Annotated in this window: 18 protein-coding genes; 10 read left to right on the top strand and 8 right to left on the bottom strand. The window is 64.7% G+C overall.

Annotated features, from left to right (window positions below; translation table 11 throughout):
• The first annotated feature begins 71 nt into the window (after positions 1 to 71).
• The 7 genes from gluQRS (at position 72) to BMX92_RS26990 (ending at position 5,981) form a co-directional block, all read left to right on the top strand.
• A complete protein-coding gene (gene gluQRS / locus BMX92_RS18250) occupies positions 72 to 1,058 on the top strand; it encodes a tRNA glutamyl-Q(34) synthetase GluQRS (protein ID WP_093019134.1) in 987 nt (328 codons plus the stop codon).
• Positions 1,059 to 1,068: 10 nt separating this feature from the next.
• Positions 1,069 to 1,305: a twin transmembrane helix small protein gene (locus BMX92_RS18245; RefSeq protein ID WP_093019132.1), complete on the top strand. Its 237-nt coding sequence runs from the start codon at positions 1,069 to 1,071 to the stop codon at positions 1,303 to 1,305.
• Between the two features lie 194 nt (positions 1,306 to 1,499).
• Positions 1,500 to 2,069 (top strand): cob(I)yrinic acid a,c-diamide adenosyltransferase, encoded by a 570-nt coding sequence (locus BMX92_RS18240; RefSeq protein ID WP_093019130.1) that lies wholly within the window; start codon positions 1,500 to 1,502, stop codon positions 2,067 to 2,069.
• A 145-nt stretch (positions 2,070 to 2,214) separates the two neighbouring features.
• Positions 2,215 to 3,069, top strand: a complete 855-nt coding sequence (locus BMX92_RS18235; protein ID WP_093019128.1) for a GGDEF domain-containing protein — start codon at positions 2,215 to 2,217, stop codon at positions 3,067 to 3,069.
• A gap of 84 nt (positions 3,070 to 3,153) precedes the next feature.
• A complete protein-coding gene (egtB, locus tag BMX92_RS18230) occupies positions 3,154 to 4,422 on the top strand; it encodes an ergothioneine biosynthesis protein EgtB (RefSeq protein WP_093019126.1) in 1,269 nt (422 codons plus the stop codon).
• A gap of 5 nt (positions 4,423 to 4,427) precedes the next feature.
• Complete coding sequence (gene egtD, locus BMX92_RS18225) at positions 4,428 to 5,387, top strand: L-histidine N(alpha)-methyltransferase (RefSeq protein WP_093019124.1); 960 nt, start codon at positions 4,428 to 4,430, stop codon at positions 5,385 to 5,387.
• 108 nt (positions 5,388 to 5,495) lie between these two features.
• A complete protein-coding gene (locus BMX92_RS26990) occupies positions 5,496 to 5,981 on the top strand; it encodes a hypothetical protein (RefSeq protein WP_143066821.1) in 486 nt (161 codons plus the stop codon).
• Positions 5,982 to 6,050: 69 nt separating this feature from the next.
• Here BMX92_RS26990 and BMX92_RS18215 read toward each other — a convergent pair whose 3' ends face one another.
• The 3 genes from BMX92_RS18215 to BMX92_RS18205 form a co-directional block, all read right to left on the bottom strand.
• Entirely contained in the window at positions 6,051 to 6,758 is a 708-nt protein-coding gene (locus BMX92_RS18215; protein ID WP_093019120.1) for an HAD family hydrolase, read from the bottom strand.
• Positions 6,759 to 7,120: 362 nt separating this feature from the next.
• The gene (locus BMX92_RS18210) at positions 7,121 to 8,176 is read right to left on the bottom strand and encodes a DUF1176 domain-containing protein (protein ID WP_093019118.1); all 1,056 of its coding nucleotides are present in this window, start codon (positions 8,174 to 8,176) and stop codon (positions 7,121 to 7,123) included.
• Positions 8,177 to 8,248: 72 nt separating this feature from the next.
• Complete coding sequence (locus BMX92_RS18205) at positions 8,249 to 9,562, bottom strand: NupC/NupG family nucleoside CNT transporter (protein ID WP_093019116.1); 1,314 nt, start codon at positions 9,560 to 9,562, stop codon at positions 8,249 to 8,251.
• Between the two features lie 181 nt (positions 9,563 to 9,743).
• Here BMX92_RS18205 and BMX92_RS18200 point away from each other — a divergent pair, with 181 nt between their 5' ends.
• From BMX92_RS18200 to BMX92_RS18190, 3 genes are read left to right on the top strand one after another with little or no spacing between them, the layout of a single operon-like run.
• A complete protein-coding gene (locus BMX92_RS18200; protein ID WP_093019114.1) occupies positions 9,744 to 10,646 on the top strand; it encodes an intradiol ring-cleavage dioxygenase in 903 nt (300 codons plus the stop codon).
• A 14-nt stretch (positions 10,647 to 10,660) separates the two neighbouring features.
• Positions 10,661 to 11,428, top strand: coding sequence for a response regulator (locus BMX92_RS18195; RefSeq protein WP_256213494.1), 768 nt, complete (start codon positions 10,661 to 10,663; stop codon positions 11,426 to 11,428).
• Positions 11,425 to 12,747, top strand: coding sequence for a sensor histidine kinase (locus tag BMX92_RS18190; protein ID WP_256213493.1), 1,323 nt, complete (start codon positions 11,425 to 11,427; stop codon positions 12,745 to 12,747). The genes BMX92_RS18195 and BMX92_RS18190 overlap by 4 nt, the downstream gene beginning before the upstream one ends.
• Positions 12,748 to 12,751: 4 nt before the next feature.
• Here the strand turns inward: BMX92_RS18190 and BMX92_RS18185 are convergent, their stop codons facing one another.
• From BMX92_RS18185 to BMX92_RS18165, 5 genes are all read right to left on the bottom strand, one after another.
• Positions 12,752 to 13,225 carry a MarR family transcriptional regulator gene (locus tag BMX92_RS18185; protein ID WP_093019112.1) on the bottom strand — a complete coding sequence of 158 codons (474 nt, stop codon included), beginning with the start codon at positions 13,223 to 13,225 and terminating at the stop codon, positions 12,752 to 12,754.
• A complete protein-coding gene (locus tag BMX92_RS18180) occupies positions 13,203 to 13,622 on the bottom strand; it encodes a hypothetical protein (protein ID WP_093019110.1) in 420 nt (139 codons plus the stop codon). The genes BMX92_RS18185 and BMX92_RS18180 overlap by 23 nt, the downstream gene beginning before the upstream one ends.
• A gap of 64 nt (positions 13,623 to 13,686) precedes the next feature.
• Entirely contained in the window at positions 13,687 to 14,034 is a 348-nt protein-coding gene (locus BMX92_RS18175; RefSeq protein WP_093019108.1) for a hypothetical protein, read from the bottom strand.
• A gap of 67 nt (positions 14,035 to 14,101) precedes the next feature.
• Positions 14,102 to 14,590: a helix-turn-helix domain-containing protein gene (locus tag BMX92_RS18170; protein WP_256213492.1), complete on the bottom strand. Its 489-nt coding sequence runs from the start codon at positions 14,588 to 14,590 to the stop codon at positions 14,102 to 14,104.
• Between the two features lie 286 nt (positions 14,591 to 14,876).
• Positions 14,877 to 15,284, bottom strand: coding sequence for a DUF805 domain-containing protein (locus tag BMX92_RS18165; RefSeq protein WP_177185128.1), 408 nt, complete (start codon positions 15,282 to 15,284; stop codon positions 14,877 to 14,879).
• Positions 15,285 to 15,425: the final 141 nt, after the last annotated feature.

The raw sequence follows: 15,425 nt of genomic DNA, 5'->3' as shown, positions 1-15,425 counted from the left end.
CCGCCGCTGATCCGCCAGCAACGTGACAAGGGCATGACAGCATTAACGAATATCATCCGTCAAGAGCCTGTATGACTCATCTTGCCGCACCACAGCATATGGTGACCCGCTTCGCCCCCAGCCCCACCGGCAGGCTGCATCTGGGCCATGGCTGGTCGGCGCTGCTGGCGCTGGACATGGCCCGCGCGGCGGGCGGCGCCTTCCGGCTGCGGATCGAGGATATAGACGGCACCCGCAGTCGTCCCGAGCATGTCGCGGGGATAGTGGAAGACCTGCGCTGGCTGGGCGTGGACTGGGATAGCGAGATCGTCTTCCAGTCGCAGCGGATCGACCATTATGAGGCGGCGCTGGACCGGCTGCGCGCCATGGACCTGCTCTATCCCTGTTTCTGCACCCGCGCCGATATTCAGGCCAGCCTGACCGCGCCGCACGGGCCGGAGGGGCTAGCCTATCCGGGGACGTGCCGGGGACTGGACGAAGCGGAGCGCGCGCGCCGGATCGCGGCGGGGGAAGCGCATGCGTGGCGGATCGATATGGCAAAGGCGGTGGCGCAGGCGGGGCCGTTGACATGGCGCGCGCTGCCCCTCCCGTCATTCCCGCGAAAGCGGGAACCCTTCGCCCAGCCTGCTGCCATAGAGACAGGACGAGAGATGGATCCCCGCCTTCTCGGGGATGACGATGTAAGGGAGGATGGCCCGCACATCGCTCACCCCCTCGCCCATGGCGATGTCGTGCTGGCGCGCAAGGATGCGCCGGCCAGCTATCATCTGTCCTGTACGCTGGACGATGCGGCGATGGGCGTGACCCATGTGCTGCGCGGGGACGACCTGCGCAATGCGACCGATATCCACCGCCTGCTTCAGGCGCTGCTCGACCTGCCCTCCCCCGCCTATCTCCACCATCCGCTGCTGGTGGGGCCGGATGGCCGGCGGCTGGCCAAGCGGGACGGATCGATCGCGCTGGCCGATCTGCGGGCGCAGGGGGTCGATCCGCACGCGCTGGCGGCCGACCTGCGCGCCAGGCGCTTTCCCATTGGCATCGCGCTCGCAAGCGCCTAGCATCGCGTCCATGACTACGATCCTCGTCATCGCCCTGATCCTGGCCATGATCGCGACTCTGGTCGCGCTGGTCCGCGGCATCATCGCCTTCCTCCAGACGACCAAGGAGGATTTGAACGCGCCGGAAGGCAGCGGCCCCAGCCCTGCGCGGTTGAAACAGAACAAGATGATGATGAACCGCATCCTGTTTCAGGCGGGCGCGGTGATCATCGTCGCGATCCTGCTGATGTCCAAGGGCCACGGCTAGAGGTCCGTCCTCCCCGCTCGCGGGGAGGTGGCAGCCCGAAGGGCTGACGGAGGGGGCGGGCCACAGGATGCGTTGTTGCGCCAGGAGGCGAACCCCCTCCACCACCGCCTACGGCGGCGGTCCCCCTCCCCTTGCAGGGGAGGATTTTAGAAGGATCGCCAGCACTCAACTCGCACACATCAAGGACCAAGCCGATGGTCAAGCTGAACAAGATCTACACCCGCACCGGCGACAGTGGCACCACCGGTCTGGTCGACGGATCGCGCCTGCCCAAACATGCGCCGCGCATGCAGGCGGTGGGCGATGTCGATGAGACGAACAGCGCGATCGGCCTGGCCATCGTCGCCATGGGCGCCCGGCCGGAAAGTCGCTGGCTGACCATGATCCAGAACGACCTGTTCGATCTGGGCGCAGACCTTGCCACCCCGATTCCCGAGGGCGCGGACGAACCCTGGGCGCTGCGCATCATCGCGGGGCAGGTCGACCGGCTGGAGCAGGAAATCGACAGGGTGAATGCCGGTCTCGCCCCGCTGGACAGCTTCATCCTGCCGGGCGGATCGCCTGCCGCCGCCGCCGTCCATCTGGCCCGCGCGATCACCCGCCGGGCCGAACGCAGCGCCACCGCCGCTGCGGCAGAGGTCGCGCTCAACCCGCATGCGCTGGCCTATCTCAATCGCCTGTCCGACCTGCTGTTCGTGCTGGCGAGGCGGCTGAACGATAATGGCGCCGCCGACGTCAAATGGGTGCCTGGCGCCTCCCGCTAAAAGTCGGACGCGGCGCAACAACACGGCTCGACTCGCCCGCCACACGCTTTGTCCGGTAGCGGCGCGTTAACCCTGTTTCTTCAGCATGCGTTTAGACCCGTCCCCGGACATGCCTTCAGCAGTCGCACAATAAACGGGGGATGCCGTGCAATTCTATCTTGCCACGTCTTTTATTTTTCCACGATCTCTGCGCTTGCGCCTCTTCACCCTCTGCTTCGTCGCCACCCATATGCCGTTGCTCGGCTATCTGGTCTGGGGGCTTTCGACCGGCCGCATCGCGCTGGCGGAGTTCATACTGCTGACGCTCGCCACCGTGGTCGGCACCGCCATCGCCCTGTTCGGCATCGGCGCGCTGCTTAATCCGATCCATGCGCTGGCCGATGCGCTGCATGAAGCGAAGGAGGAAGGCGTCGCCCTGCCCGAAGTGGGCGACGTGATCCAGACGCTCTATGCCGGGGTCCAGCGCGTCGCCAGCGCGACCCGCGACCGGATGGAGGATCTGCATCAGGCCGCGCATGAAGACCCGCTGACCGGCATCGCCAATCGCCGGGGTTTCCTGGCAGAACTGGACGCGCTGCCGCCCGAGCGGCGCCGCGGCTGCATCGCGATCATCGACATCGACTATTTCAAGCGGGTCAACGACCTGAAGGGTCATGAGGAAGGCGACCGGGTGCTCGCCGCCTTCGCCACGCGCCTGTCCGCGCTGATGCGCCGGGTCGATCTGGTCGCGCGCTGGGGCGGCGAGGAGTTCGCCATCTTCTTCCAGGATTGTATCGAGGATGAGGCAAGCTGGTCGCTGGCCCGCATCGCCAGCCGGATGCGCAGCCACCCGATCGGCGACGTGCATGGCCGCCCGATCAGCTTTTCCGCCGGCATCTGTCGCTGGCATGGCGGCGATCTGGAGGAGACTTTCGCCCGCGCCGACGAAGCCCTGTACGACGCCAAGCAATCCGGCCGCGACCGCATCTGCCGCGCCGCGCCGCTCTTTCAGGAGGTGTGACCCGACAGCAGGCCGGAACCCCCTGCCCCTTCATGCGCTTGTTCAGGCAAGAGAGCGGCGCAACCGTATCGGGAAAGGGCAGGCATGGCCAGAAGCTGGATGGACGCCCATCAGGATGATCTGGAGGAACGCTATCGCGCCGTTCGGGCGCTCAGCGAGGCGCTGACCGCTCCCCTGTCCGATGCCGATGCGACCGTCCAGTCGATGCCCGACGCATCGCCCGCCAAATGGCATCTGGCCCATACAAGCTGGTTCTTCGAGACATTCGTCCTGCGCGATCATGTGGCGGGCTATCGCCCGTTCGACGCGCGCTACGCCTTCCTGTTCAACAGCTATTATGAGGCGGAAGGGCCGCGCCATGCCCGGCCGCAGCGGGGGATGCTCACCCGCCCGACGCTGACTGAGATACGGGCCTATCGCGCCCATGTCGACGCGGCGCTGATCGGCGCGCTGGGCATGGTGCCGCAGGAGGCGCGGGCGCTGGTGACTCTGGGCCTTCAGCATGAGCAGCAGCATCAGGAATTGCTGCTGACCGACCTGCTGCACCTGTTTTCGTGCAATCCGCTTGAACCCGCCCTGTTCAACGCGCCCAGCGCCGCGCCGGTCGACCTGCCGGGGCCGCTCCACTGGATCGAGGGGCGGCAGGGGCTGGTCGAGATCGGAGGGGATGGCCGCAGCGGCTTCGCCTTCGATTGCGAGGGGCCACGGCACAAGGCGGTGCTGCATCCCCACGCGCTGGCGCATCGCCCTATAACCAATGGCGAATGGATCGCCTTCATCGAGGATGGCGGCTATCGCGAGCCTGCCCACTGGCTGTCGGACGGCTGGGCCTGGGTGCAGGCGGAGGCGATCGACAGTCCGCTCTACTGGAAACAGGGGGAAGCGGGCTGGAGCCGCTTCGGGCTGGATGGCCGCCAGCCGGTGAACCCCGCCGCGCCCGTCACCCATATCAGCCTGTATGAAGCGGACGCCTATGCCAGTTGGGCCGGTGCGCGCCTGCCGACGGAAGCGGAATGGGAAAGCGCGGCGCAGAATGTCGCGCCGGTCCATGGCCGGTTGCTGGATGGCGCGGGCTGCCCCCGGCCCTTACCCGCGGAACCGGGCGCCGCGCTAACGCAGATGTTCGGCGATGTGTGGGAATGGACCGGCAGCGCCTATCGCCCGCATCCCGGCTTTCGCGCGGCGGCGGGCGCGGTCGGCGAATATAATGGCAAGTTCATGTCCGGCCAGTTCGTGCTGAAGGGCGGCAGCGCAGCCACCCCGCGCGGCCATGTGCGGGCCAGCTATCGCAATTTCTTCTACCCCCACCAACGCTGGCAGTTCACCGGGCTGCGGCTGGCAAAGGATCTCTAGGCCCCATGCTGCTGACCGACGACAGCCCATCTGTTTCGCGCGCCATCGATCCGGCCTTCCGCCGCGACATAATCGATGGCTTGTCGCGCAGTCCCAAGGCGACGCCGCCCATCTGGTTCTACGACCAGCGGGGATCGGAATTGTTCGAGGATATTACCGGCCTGCCCGAATATTATCCCACGCGGACCGAGACGCTGCTGCTCCAGCGCCATGGCGGCGACGTAGGCGCGGCGGTCGGCGCCGGGCGCGCAGTGGTGGAGTTCGGGGCAGGCAGCGCGCGCAAGACGCCGCATCTGCTGTGCGCGATCGCCCCTGCGGCCTACGTGCCGATCGACATCAGCCGCGATTTCCTGCACGCCAGCAGCGCGGCGCTGGCGCAGGCCTTTCCCGACCTGCCGGTGCTGCCGCTGGTCGGCGACTTCAACGGGCCGCTGCATCTGCCCGACGCGATCGCGGCCATGCCCCGGCTGGGCTTCTTCCCCGGCTCCACCATCGGGAATATGGAGCCGGACGCCGCGGTCGACCTGCTGCGCGCGATGCGGCGCCTGCTGGGGCCGGGCGCCATGCTGCTGATCGGCATGGACCGGATCAAGGACAGGGACCGGCTGGTCGCCGCTTATGATGATGCGCAGGGGGTGACGGCGGCCTTCAACCTCAACCTCCTCACCCGGATCAACCGCGAACTGGAAGGCGACCTGCCGATCGACGGCTTTGCCCATCGCGCCATCTGGAATGACGAGAAAGCGCGGATCGAAATGCATCTGGAAGCGGTGCGGCCGCTGCATTTCCATGTCGCGGGCCAATGCTTCCACATGGCCGTCGGCGAGACGATCCACACCGAAAGCAGCCACAAATATGGCGCCCGCGACGAACGCCTGCTGCTGCGCGCGGGCGGATGGGAACCGACACAGGAATGGACCGATGCGGAAGGATTGTTCGCGCTGGTGCTGGCGGAGGCGGGGTGAGGGGACGGGATGATGGATTGTTCCCATCAGCTTTTACCAACCGCTTACAAAGGGCTGCTTTTTGGAAGCGGTCGTTGACTATCGTGCCAAAGGTGCCACCATCTTTGAATGAGCGTTGAAGAAACCTCCCTTGTGCGGACAGGCAAAATTGCCCTCGTTACAGGAGCGCTCCTATTTACAGCTCTGGCCATTGCACGATCATTGCTCTTTCCAACTCCGCCACCCGCTAAATCGATCGTATTTGGCTGCTACACAACTACCGTTGGATCGCCCATCAGGCTTGAGGCTGACGGAATGGACATACTCCAGAAAAACTTCCCCCGCATTGGCTTCGATTTGGAACGCCACAAGACCGGGATAATACTTGCAGCACAGGCCCCTATTGTCGCTGACCCCGTCAATGGCCGCTATGTCTATCGCATCGCGCGGCTAGGTGGAGGCTGGTTTCTGGATTTCTTCAAAACCGTCAATGGCCATCGTCGTGGTGTTTTTGATGAGCATGAATTGTCAGGATTCACCATGCTGGCCAGTGACGGAAACTATCTTCCGTACGAAAAGGCTCCGATAGAATCCTGCCAAGATGCACGGTCCTGACGGTTTCTTGTTCGGAACCAGGCGGATCGAATCTCACCCCTGCGCGGGGATGACGGTGTGGAGAGTCGCTTATCCCGTAGCCAGCAGCAGATCCCGCAGATCGGTCAAACTCGGCAGCACTTGCGCGCAGGCGAGGACCAGTTCTTCGGTCGGCGGCAGCAGGTCGGGCACCATCACCGTCGCCATGCCCGCCGCGACGGCCGAGCGGACGCCGGCATGGCTGTCCTCCACCGCGACGACATAAGCCGGGTCGACGCCCAGGCGCTGCGCCGCCAGCAGATAGGGCTGCGGATGCGGCTTGGGATGTTCCACATCGCTGCGGGTGACGACCACGTCGAAATAAGGGAGCAGCCCCATCCGCTCCAGCCGCTGCTGGGCGAAGGGGGCGGCGGTCGAGGTCGCGATCGCCATGGGAATGTCGCTCTGCGCCAGATGCGCCAGGATCAGCTCCGCGCCGGGACGGAGCGGAATGCCCGCCTCCACCGCCGCCTCGAACAGCGCGTCACTGTCAGCATAGAAGCGCGCCAGCGGAAAGTCCGGCCCCAGATGGGCGGCCAGCATCCGCTCATTTTCGTCACGATGGATGCCGACCATCGAAAGCAGCAATGCGTCCGACAGCGGCCAGCCGAGCGCCTGTCCGGTTTGCGCGAAGGCGTCCCGATGCACCGCCTCGGTTTCGAGCAAGGTGCCGTCCATGTCGAAGATCACCGCGCGGATCGGGTCCGGCAGGGTGGAGGTGCGGGGAGCAGGGGTGGATTGGCGGAGAGGGTTGGCCATGGTCGCAATATGAGGGCTAAAGATGCAAATTCCATTGCAAAGCACGGTGGCGCGATTGCGTGGGACAAGCCCGTACCACGAATGATTTGGAGCATTGAGCCTTCAATATGACCCGTTCGGCCCTTCGACTTCGCTCAGGAGAGCCTGTCGAAGCCCTGTTCTCTTCTTCAAAAAGTACAGCCCCCTTCGACTGCCTGCCAAGGCAGGCGCTCAGGACAGGCTTCGACAGGCTCGGGGCGAACGGGTATAGATGTGATCTCGATTTTGCGCACGCTGCGCTAACGCGAGATGATGTTGGCTTGACTGACCCGTCATTGCAAGCGGAGCGAAGCAATGACGGCTTAATATGGAAATCGTCCGCTCTACTCGACCACCCCGGCCGACCATGTGGTGATCCAATGCCATGCGCCGCGACATTCGCCCATGCTGGTCGCGGCGGTCAGGCGAAAGCGGGCGCCGTCCCAGACATAGGTTTCGCTGCCGCCGCAATCGCCGATGCCACGCCCCTTGGCGAAGCTGGACAATTCCGACTTTTCGGGCGTCCAGCCGGCATTGACCAGCATCGGCTTGGCCTCCTCCTCGCTCCAGCCGGGCTTATAGTCGAAGCTGGCGAGGCGGAAGGTGCGGCGGCCGGCAATGCCGGTGGCGATCACCGGCACCGATGTGAAATTATAAGCGCCCGATCCGCAGGGGACAAGAATCAGCGTCTCGGTCTTCGAAAGGCGATGCAGGTCGGGCGTCTGGCTGGTGTCGCGCATCTCCTCCGTGCATCCGGTGAACTTGCCGAGCGCGGTCAGTTCCTCGCGCCACAGATTCGCAGGTGCGGCGCCGGCGGAGATGATCGCCCGGCGGATCGATGGCGCGACCGGCGCGGCACGCACCGCGATCGGCCCCATCACGCCGGTCGCGACCAGCGCGGTGCTGGTCCCGGCCCGCCCCTGCCGCGCGTCCATATAGCGCAGGGCCGCGCCCGATCCGGCCAGCGACGGCTTGCCCAGCACACGGCTGCCCGATCGCACCTCCAGCGCGCCGCCGCGCGCCATGGCGATGGCCAGCGCCGCCGCCTGCGGCCCGCGCAATGTGGCGTCACCGTCGCGGCTCTGGGCGCTGGCGACCTTGCGCCCGTCGATATGGAAGCTGACCTCGCCGCCGCCCTTGGCGTCGCGGCTGACCCATACTTCGGCGGCGGCATCCGGCCCGGCGTCGCGCACGATGCCGACCATCACCGGATTGTCCGGCCATTCGCCGCCATCGGGTAGCAACGACACGGCCTCGCACCGGTTCCGATTGTCGCAGCCGATGGTCCAGTCCTTGTAGGTTTCCAGCGTGCCCGGCTTTGGCGCGGGCGCCTGCGCGACGCCCATGCCCGACCAGTTCAGGGCCGCCAGTGCGACCAGGAAAAATCTATTTGCCCCCATCGGTTAACCATAACCGATTTGCAGGAGGGGCGATAGGGTTTCCGTTACGCCTTCGACCCGATCAGAGGCCGATCACAGGCTGAGCATCAATCCCGCGAGCGCCGCGCTCATCAGATTGGCGAGGCTGCCGGCGACCAGCGCCTTCAGCCCCAGCTTGGCGATCATCGGCCGCTGATTGGGCGCCAGATTGCCCGTCACCGCCATCTGGATCGCGATCGAGCTGAAATTGGCGAAGCCGCACAGGGCAAAGGTGATGATGGCGATGGTCGCGGGCGACAAGCTGCCCTGCACCTGACCCAGATTGATATAGGCGACGAATTCATTCAGCACGACCTTCGTGCCGAACAGGCCGCCCGCCACCTGCGCCTCGTTCCAGGGGATGTTGAGCAGATACATGACCGGCGAGAAGACATAGCCCAGCAGCATCTGGAAGCTGAGGTCGGGATAGCCGAAGATCGCGCCGATACCGCCCAATATGCCGTTCGCCAGCGCCACCAGCGCGACGAAGGCCAGCACCATGGCGCCGACCGCCACGGCCAGCTTCACGCCGGTCTGCGCGCCCTGTGCGGCGGCCATGATGATATTGGCGGGCCGTTCCTCATCATGGGTGGCGACCGGCATGGGCTCGCCCGGCGTGGTTTCCGCGTTCAGCGCCTGTGACACCGCCGCGCTGCGCCGCGTTTCGGGCAGATGGATGTCATCCTCCAGCGGCAGTTCCGGTTCGCACTCCGGCTGGTCCGGCATCATGATCTTGGCCATCAGCAGGCCGCCGGGCGCCGCCATGAAGCTGGCGGCGAGCAGATAGTCGATCTTGATCCCCATGGAGGCATAGGCGGCCAGGATCGTGCCCGCTACGCCCGCCATGCCGCTGGTCATCACGGTGAAAAGCTGCGGCCCGTTGAGGCCGGCCAGATAGGGGCGGATGACGAGCGGGCTTTCGCTCTGCCCCACGAAGATATTGGCTGCGGCGCACAGGCTTTCCACCTTGGACACGCCCGTCACCTTCTCGATCGCGCCGCCGACCCAGCGAACGACGAACTGCATGATGCCCAGATAATAGAGGATCGACACCAGACTGGCGAAGAAGATGATCACCGGCAGCGCGGCGATGGCGAAGCTGCCGCCGCCAATTTCCGGCTTGGCCAATGGACCGAAGATGAAGTCCGTACCGGCCTGCGCATAGCCCAGCAGATTGGCCACGCCATGCGACATGCCGGCGATGATCGCCCGGCCCGCAGGCACATAGAGCACCAGCAGCGCGATGCCCGCCTGCAACAGGAAGGCCGCACCCACGACCCGCGGCTTGATGGCGCGACGGTCGGAAGACAGAGCGAAAGCGATGGCGAGGATGAGCAATATGCCGGCGAGGCCGATGAGAAGATGCATGTAGCGCTTTCGCGGAGAAGGACAAACCCGGTGACTATATGGGCCCGGACGCGCGGAGGCCAGCGCTTTGCTGCAAGGCGATCATGCTACAAAGCTGCTACATTGGGTAATCGGCCGGAGATATGGCCCGACTAATCCCCTTTTCTGAGGGTCTGCAAACAGACAAGACGAGGGAAACGGGATGACGCAGGGTAGCGAACCCCATGATCAGGGGTTGATGCACGATCTGGAACGGATGCGTGCGCTGGCAAAGGAAAATATCGGCCGCCGACGGACATTGCGCCTGCTCTTTTCGGCCAGCGGCGCGGCGCTGGTCGGCGCCTGCGGCGGCGGCGGCTCCGGTTCTTCGAGCGATTCGACCGCAACGCCGACACCGACTCCCACGCCTACCCCGACACCAACGCCTACGCCCACCCCGACATCGACCGACACCTGCGTCGCCGATCCGGAAAAAACCAACGGCCCCTATCCGGCCGATGGCTCCAACAGCCGCAGCGGCAGTGTCGTCAACGTGCTGGACGACAGCGGCATCGAACGCAGCGACATCCGGTCCAGCTTCGGGTCGTCGACCAACACCGCCAGCGGCCTCTACGCCACGCTGACGATCACGCTGGTCAACACCAACAACAGTTGCGCCGTGCTGGAAGGCTATGCCATCTATATCTGGCATTGCACGGTCGATGGCGACTATTCGCTCTATGACCTGCCGGCAGAAAATTATCTGCGCGGCGTGCAGGTAACCGACGCCAACGGGCAGGTGACATTCACCACCATCTTCCCGGGCTGCTATGACGGGCGCTACCCGCATATCCATTTCGAGGTCTATCCCAGCCTGGCGCGGGCGACCACCTATGCCAACCGGGTGCTCTGCTCGCAATTCGCCATGCCTGCGGCGACGTGCAACACCGTCTATGCGACCAGCGCCTATAGCAGCAGCAAGTCGAATTTCTCGGGCGAGAGCATCAGCAGCGACAATGTGTTCGGCGACAATACGTCCGCCCAGCAGGAAGCAATGACCATCACCATGACCGGCGACACCACCAACGGCTTTGCCGGTACGGTAACGGTCGGCGTGGCAATCTGACAGGAAAGGCGCGGATGACTTTGCAGGAAGCGTTTTCAGCCGATATGCTGATGCCCCATATGGACGGTTCACGCATATTGGTGGTCGACGACGACGCGGACATTCGCGCCTTGCTGTCCGACTTTCTGGAACAGCATGGCTTTGCCGTGACGGCGGTGGCGGATGGCGCGGCGATGGACCGCACGCTCGCCACGCAGGATTTCGACATCGCCGTCCTCGACGTGATGATGCCGGGCGAGGATGGCCTGTCGATCCTGCGTCGTCTGGCGGCGCGCGGCGGCCTGCCGGTGATCATGCTGTCGGCCATCGGCAGCGATATCGACCGCATCGTCGGCCTTGAAATGGGGGCGGAGGATTATCTGCCCAAGCCCTGCAACCCGCGCGAACTGCTCGCCCGCGTCCGCACCGTGCTGCGACGGCACCGGCGGCAGACGGAGGAAGCGCCCGAGGCTTCGGGCAGGAAGCTGCGCTTTGCCGGCTGGCAGATCGACATGGGCGCCCGCCTGCTGACCGATCCCGACAATGTCGTCGTGACGCTCACCGATGGCGAATTCCGCCTGCTGCGCGCCTTCATCGAACATCCGCGCCGGGTGCTGAGCCGCGACCAGTTGCTCGACTATTCGGCCGGCAATGAAAGCGAAAGTTACGACCGGGCGATCGACGTGCAGGTCAGCCGCTTGCGACGCAAGCTGGAGCGCGGCGCCAAGGATGGCGGCGACGAACTGGTCCGTACCATCCGCAACGAAGGCTATATGTTCACCGCCGAGGTCCGCCCGGCGTGACATCGCGCCTCGATCGTTTCAACCCGTCGATTTTGACGCGCATCGTTGCGCTGGTGGCAGCCACGCTGCTGCTGGCGCTGGGCGCGATGATGCTGGTGACGTTCCGTGGCCCCCCGCCCCATGCCCGGCCGATGATGCTGGGCGAAGCGGCGGCCCTGTTGCAGGGGGCAAATGCGCCTGCGGGCAGTTGGACCGTGACCCGCTATCAGTCCGATCGGCTGCCGCTGGCCGAAACGAGCCAGGTGAAGGATCAGCGCAGCGCGAAGCAGATCGCCCTGTTGCTCGCCGCCTTGCCCGCTGACATTTACCTGCTGCGCGATCGGCCGCCCATGGGCATGCCGGAACCCGACATGGCATTCGCCCCGCAACCCGGCCCCGGCCGGATGATGCTGCACGGCGCCTTCATACTGGCGCGCCGGACCGCTGATGGCTGGCAGGTGGTGCAGGCCCGGCAGGGCGCCAATAGCAGCTGGTACGCCATCACGCTGACCCTGATGGCGGGCATCTTCATCCTGCTGCTGCTGCCTGCCTATTGGGTGGCGCGGCGCATCACCCAGCCGATCCGCCGTCTGGCCGAGGGCGCCGCCACCGAACGACCCGAACGCGCCGAGCCGCTGCCGCTGAAGGGACCGCCCGAAGTGCGCGCCGTGGGAGTCGCCTATAATCATATGCGCACCCGCATCGCCGATTATCTGAACGAGCGCACCGCCATGCTGGTCGCGATCGCGCATGACCTGCGCACGCCGATGACCCGCCTGTCCTTCCGCCTGGAACAATTGCCCGACGGCGCCCGCGCCAAGGCGCAGGCCGATGTCGAGGAGATGCGGGCGATGGTGACCACCCTGCTCGACTTCATGCGCGAGGGGACGGACAATGCGACGCGGGTGCGGATCGACCTGTCCGCCATCGTCGAAACGCTGGCCGACGATCTGGCCGATATGGGACAGGATGTTGCGGTGACGCAGAGCGCGCGCGCGGTCATCCTGGGCGACGCTGGCGCGCTGCGCCGTTGCATCGGCAATCTGGTGGAAAATGCGGTGCGCTATGGCGGATCGGCAAGGATCGCCATCGCCGTCACCAGCCGACAGGCGACCGTGGCGGTCGAAGATGAGGGACCAGGCGTCCCCGAAGCGGCCATCGAACGCCTGTGCGAACCCTTTTATCGCGGCGAAGCATCGCGCAACCGGGAAACCGGCGGCGTGGGGCTGGGCCTGTCGATCGCCCGCACCATTGCCGAGCGCCATGGCGGCACGCTGGCATTCGCCAATCGCGCCGGGGGCGGGTTGCGCGCGAGCATCACCCTGCCGCTGGAACGCTGACCCGTCAGTCGTCGCCGGAAAAGGCGAGCGAGAACCAGGACGCCATCGCATCCATCGCCAGCGGGGATAGCCGCTGCGCGCTGCGGCGACGACTGCTGGGCGAACTACGATGCTCGATCAGCAGACCGCGACGCTCCATCACGCCGACCTGACCGACGACGGTGCTGAGCGACAGCCGCAACGTCTCGCTTAGTTGCTCCAACGTCAGGGACCGCCCCTCCAGCTCCGCCTGATAGAGCATAAGCAAGATATCCCAGGCCGGATCGGAAAAGAGATTCTGGCCGAACAGCATCGAGCGCACCCGGCGCGCCTCGATATAGCGGGCCAGCGCGTCCTGCTGCTCCCCGCCCTCGCCGTCCAATATGGCCGGCTCTTCCTTATTCGCATGGAAATTGGTCAGGCAGCGTTGCAGGGCGACCACCAGGTCGACCGCCTCCTGGCTCGGCACATTTCGGTCAGGCGGTATATGCGCGGTCATGCGACGCCTTCCGGTCCAGTTCGATGCCGATGATCGCAAACAGCATCAGGGGAATGACCCAGACCGTATTCAGGCCTGCATAGATACGGTCGGAAAAACTGTGCAGCAGCAGCGTGACGACATGGGTCAGCACCGTCATCAACTGGCAGGCGGCCGCCCAGATCGGCCAGTAGCGCGGGCTTTGCAGCATCAGCCACATCAGCGCGCCCAGCGTGCCGACATCGACCATCATCAGCCAGAGCTGCGTGGCATGCCATGATCCGGCAAGCTGCGCCGGAATGGACAGCAACGCCGCCGCCACGATGATCACCACCAGCATCCGCCCTTCGCGTCCGCCGAAGCAGATCGCGAAGGCGCAGGTCATCAACATCAATATCCAGAAAAAAACCGCCAACATCCGGTTCACCGACTTGAGGGGGAGAAATCAAGCGTCCTACCGGATGCTGACGGCCATGTCCCGGTCAGGCGACCAGGGTCAGGTAGCGCGGTGCGCCTTCCTGTTCGGGGGCTTCCAGACCGATCGGGCAGCCGAAGGCGGTCACTTCATGCTGGCTGCGTTCGATGCAGCGGGTCAGCAGAGCGGTGGCGCGCACCATGTCGCTGCGGCCTTCGATGATCTTGGTCGCGCTGTCATGAATCTGCTTCAGGATACGCTGGCTTTCGCTAGCGGTCAGGCCCGCGCCCTGCGATGCGCTGATGAAGGCGCTGGTAAGCTGTGCGGCGTCGACCAGCGCATTGTCCAGCGCGGCGAAGGTCTGGCGGGTCTGGTCGGCGACGGCCTGGGTCTTGGCGGGGTCGAGGTTGAGCACAAGTCATCTCCTTCGCACGACGCCCTTCCCGGACGGTGCGTTTGCAAGCATGGCGATTTCGGTAGGATCAGGCCAGAACCCGGAAAGCCCCGGCTATCAGCAGCAGCAGAGTGACGACACCTACCCCGGTCAGAACCGCGGCCCGGATCATCGCCAATATGCGGCCATCGATACTCAGTTCATTGGTTGATCCCCCTAGCGGCGGCCCGAAGGCGAGGATGCGGCGCAGGAGCGTCTTTGGCTCCCTCTGCACATCCGGCCCGTCCGGCTGATCAAGGGATGACGCAGGTTCATGATCGGAAGCAAGCGGCTCCGGCTGATATATCAAAGGCTGATATGTATCGATTTGGGGCGAACGTTGTTCGACCGAAACGAACAGGCGCGCCGCTTCCTTGCGGTTGGGCACGCCGAATTTGCGCAAACTGGTGCGGACGCGCTGGTCGACCGTATGCTCCGACACATGGAGCTGCCGCGCGATTTCCTTGGAACTGAAGCCCTGCGCCACCAGCCGCAGGCACTGCTTTTCCCCCTCGCTCAACGCTGGAAGGGTTTCCACCACTTCGTCATTCCTCCTGTGTACCCCCGCCGATGAACGCACCATCGACGCCGGGGAGGCCCAGCTGCCCAACGCCCAGTCACTAAGCTCTAAGTGTCAACCCAAGGTTGCGATTCGGTTCGTGCGAACCCTAAAGTGGCACGACAGGGCAGGGAGACGCAATGAAGAGGGCACGCGAAAAAGGCCGACACCTTTACGGCATCGGCCTTTGATCCGGCATTATCCGAGGAGCGAAGCGCTCCGGATGATTTTTGCGTAGCCCTTTCGCTATGGAAACGGGCAATGCCTATCCGAAGATATTGGACAATTTCTGCGCATCCCGCTCGTCGGCAGAAAGCCGGGGATCGGGTCCATAGGCATTTTCATGACGGTGCCCCGGCGTCAGCATCATGATCAGCCAGAATATCCACCCCACCAGCGGAATGATCGACAAGAGCAGCAGAAACCACGGCTTGCCATGATCATGCACCCGGCGCACCGAAACCGCCCACATCATGACGGCCATCGGCAACAGCACGACGATGCAATAAAGCGGGAAGAGCTGTATTCCGACATGCCTTTCCCCCGATGCGCCCACGACATCCGCTTCATCGATAGAGCCGATCAGCATCAACGGAATGAACATCGCCGCATAGAAGATTGCGAGAAACAGGAAATGCTCGCGCCGCGACGCCCTCCCCCTGAAGTCGAACAAGTGCCTGATCCTGAACCAATGTCGCATATGTCCCCCTTTGCCGACGCTAGAGCGGGATGACGTTTGGCTGATTCAAGCGGGATTCCCTTTGGGGTGATTTTCTGATTCAAGATGCTTGCTGGGCATGGAGGCCAGCGAGCA

The sequence above is a fragment of the Sphingobium sp. YR768 genome, assembly GCF_900111125.1.
Taxonomy (GTDB): domain Bacteria; phylum Pseudomonadota; class Alphaproteobacteria; order Sphingomonadales; family Sphingomonadaceae; genus Sphingobium.
This window is presented reverse-complemented; position numbering and strand designations above follow the sequence as displayed.